Source organism: Azospirillum sp. B506 (assembly GCF_000333595.1).
In the GTDB taxonomy this organism is placed as follows: domain Bacteria; phylum Pseudomonadota; class Alphaproteobacteria; order Azospirillales; family Azospirillaceae; genus Azospirillum.
The window spans coordinates 1-3,176 of record NZ_BADK01000485.1 but is presented as its reverse complement, the minus strand read 5'-3'; the positions used below and the strand labels follow the sequence as shown (position 1 = coordinate 3,176).

The following is a 3,176-nucleotide window of genomic DNA, read 5'->3' as shown; positions in this document are numbered from 1 at the left end:
GGCTGGAACAGCGCACCACTTTCGACATCGAGATGATGGCGGCCACCGGCTCCTGTGCCGGTATTGAAAACTATTCCCGATACCTGACCGGCCGCGCTCCGGGCGAGCCGCCGCCGACCCTGTTCGAGTATCTGCCGGGCGACGCGCTGCTGATCGTCGACGAGAGCCACGTCATGGTGCCGCAGATCGGCGGCATGTACCGCGGCGACTTGATGCGCAAATCGACGCTGTCCGATTACGGCTTCCGCCTGCCCAGCGCCAAGGACAACCGTCCGCTGAAGTTCGAGGAGTGGGAGGGCATGCGGCCGCAGACGGTCTTCGTCTCCGCCACGCCCGGTCCTTGGGAAATGGAGCGCACCGGCGGCGTCTTCACCGAACAGCTGGTCCGCCCGACCGGCCTGATCGACCCGCCGGTGATCGTACGCCCGACCGAGACCCAGGTCGACGACCTGATCGGCGAGTGCAAGGAGGTGGTCGCCAAGGGCTACCGCGTTCTGGTCACCACGCTCACCAAGAAAATGGCGGAGGCGCTGACCGAATATATGCACGAGGCCGGGTTGCGCGTGCGTTACATCCACTCGGACGTGGAAACGCTGGAGCGCATCGAGATCATCCGCGACCTGCGGCTTGGCGCCTATGACGTGCTGGTCGGCATCAACCTGCTGCGCGAGGGGTTGGACATCCCGGAATGCGCGCTGGTGGCGATTCTGGATGCCGACAAGGAAGGCTATCTGCGCAGCAGGACCTCGCTGATCCAGACCATCGGCCGCGCCGCCCGCAACATTGACGGGCGAGCGATCCTCTATGCCGATAAGATCACCGACAGCATGAAGTACGCCATCGACGAGACGGCCCGCCGCCGCGAGAAGCAGATGGCCTACAACCTTGAACATGGCATCACGCCGGAATCGGTCAAGAAGGCCATCGGCGACATTCTGGAAAGCGTGTTCGAGCGTGGCGACCATGTGACGGTGAAGACCGGCCTGAATTCCAACGAGCTGGTCGGACACAACCTGAAGAGCGTCATCGCCGATCTGGAAAAGCGCATGCGCGCGGCCGCCGCCGATCTGGAGTTCGAGGAGGCCGCGCGGCTGCGCGACGAGCTACGCCGGCTGGAGGCGATGGACCTGGGGCTGGAAACCCCCGGCAGCATCGGCATCAGCAGCGCCCGCCAGGGGCGCGGCATTCCGGAAGGAGCGCCGAAGAAACAGGGGCGGCGCCGTCGCGGGCCGTGAGCCGCCCTGCGCTGAGCCACCCTTGTCCTTGAGCGGTTGCAACACCATACTTCCGCTTCCCGTGGGATGGTGCGGGATCGCAGGAGGGTTGTCGGTTGCTTGTTCGTCGTATCGTGATGGTGCCGCTGATTGCGCTGGCGCTGTGTGGCGTCGGCTTCGGTTCGGTCTCCATCGCAATGGCGGCGGACTCCCAATCGGCGGTAAAGCCGAAGACGGTTGCGGAACTGCCGCCGCCATCGTGNAAGAGCAAATCCGGCGATTGCGAATTGGCGGAGCAGGGCGATGCCGATGCTGCTTTCCGGCTGGCCCGACGCTATCTGTTCGGCAAAGGGGTCCGCAAGGATCGGCGGCTCGGCACCGCCTGGCTGCGCGCTGCCGCCTCGCGTGGTCATCCGGAGGCGCGGCGACTGGTCAATTACGTCCCCGGCCGCATGGGACGCATCCGTCCCTGGTGCCGTCCCGGCGCCGGCCCGGTGCGCGAGGTTGGGCCGCCGCCGGCCGAGGTGGTGACGCTGGTCAATTCCATCGCGCCGAAATACGGCCTGGACCCGGCGCTGGTGCTGGCGGTGATCCAGGCGGAAAGTGCCTTCCGCACCGATGCAGTCTCGCCGAAGGAAGCTGCCGGACTGATGCAGCTGATCCCCGACACCGCTGACCGGTTCGGCGTCGGTGACGTCTTCGATCCGAAGCAGAACATCACAGGCGGGGTGAAATACCTGCGCTGGCTGCTCGCCTACTTTCAGGGCGATGTGACGCTCGCGCTTGCCGGCTACAATGCCGGAGAGGGGGCGGTCGACCGTTACAAGGGCGTTCCGCCTTATGACGAGACGCGCAACTATGTCCGCATCATCCGCCGCATCTACGACAACACCCGCCATCCCTTCGACGGATCGGTGACGGAGCCCTCGCCGGCACTGCCGGCCATTCGCGCTGCGGCGGAACGCGCTGTCGAGGCGGAGTTGCCACGCGGCGTCAAATCGCCGAAAAAGGGATAGGTCCGTCATTTCCGAACAGGAGAGCCCGCCCGTGCCGATGTCCGAACGCAACGTCCTCGGCCTCAGCGCCGCCGGGTTCCATAGGATCGCCTACACCCAATGGGGGCGGGACGATGCCGCGCAGACGGCGGTCTGTGTTCATGGGCTGACGCGCAACGGCCGCGATTTCGACCGGCTGGCCCTGGCGTTGGCCGACCGCTGGCGCATCGCCTGCCCGGACGTGGTCGGTCGCGGCCGTAGCGACTGGCTGCCGGTTCCGGCACTCTACGGCTATCCGCAATATTGCGCTGACATGGTGGCGCTGATCGCCCGCATGGGTGCGGAGACGGTCGACTGGATCGGCACCTCGATGGGCGGCCTGATCGGCATGACACTGGCGGCACAGGCCAACAGCCCGATCCGCCGCATGGTGATCAACGATGTCGGCCCCTTCATCGCCCAGGCCGGTCTCCAACGGATCGCAGACTATGTCGGCAAGGATCCGGTGTTCGAGGATCTGCCGGCGCTGGAATCCTATCTGCGTTTCGTGCTGATGGGATTCGGCACGATCGGCGACGAGTGCTGGCGCCACATGGCGCAGCACAGCGCCCGGCCGTTGCCCGATGGCCGATTCCGGCTCGCCTACGATCCCGCCATCGGCGATGCGTTCAAGACGGCGCCGATCGGCGATGTCGATCTGTGGGCGCTGTGGGATCGGGTGCGCTGTCCGGTGCTGGTCCTGCGCGGAGCGGACTCCGATCTTCTCAGTGCCGAAACCGCGGAGCGGATGGCGCAGCGCGGACCGGGGGCGGCCGGTCTGGTGCGGGTGGTGGAAATCCCCAACACCGGACACGCCCCCTCACTGATGACGGACGAACAGATCGCCATCGTCCGCAACTTCCTGGCAGAGGGCTGAGCGCCCTGCCGGGCGGACGGATCAGTTCACCCGGCGCAGAACCGTGTCGAG

3 protein-coding genes are annotated in these 3,176 nt (G+C 66.2%); all 3 read left to right on the top strand.

Annotation, left to right across the window (positions count from 1 at the left end; all coding sequences use genetic code 11):
- Positions 1-1,235, top strand: a 1,235-nt coding sequence (locus tag I71_RS14510) for a helicase-related protein (RefSeq protein WP_042695562.1), incomplete at its 5' end; no start/stop codon positions are given.
- A gap of 95 nt (positions 1,236-1,330) precedes the next feature.
- Positions 1,331-2,230 (top strand): lytic transglycosylase domain-containing protein, encoded by a 900-nt coding sequence (locus I71_RS14505; protein ID WP_244433843.1) that lies wholly within the window; start codon positions 1,331-1,333, stop codon positions 2,228-2,230.
- Positions 2,231-2,261: 31 nt separating this feature from the next.
- On the top strand, positions 2,262-3,125 hold the full coding sequence (locus tag I71_RS14500) for an alpha/beta fold hydrolase (protein ID WP_083897162.1): 864 nt from the start codon (positions 2,262-2,264) through the stop codon (positions 3,123-3,125).
- Positions 3,126-3,176 lie beyond the last annotated feature (51 nt).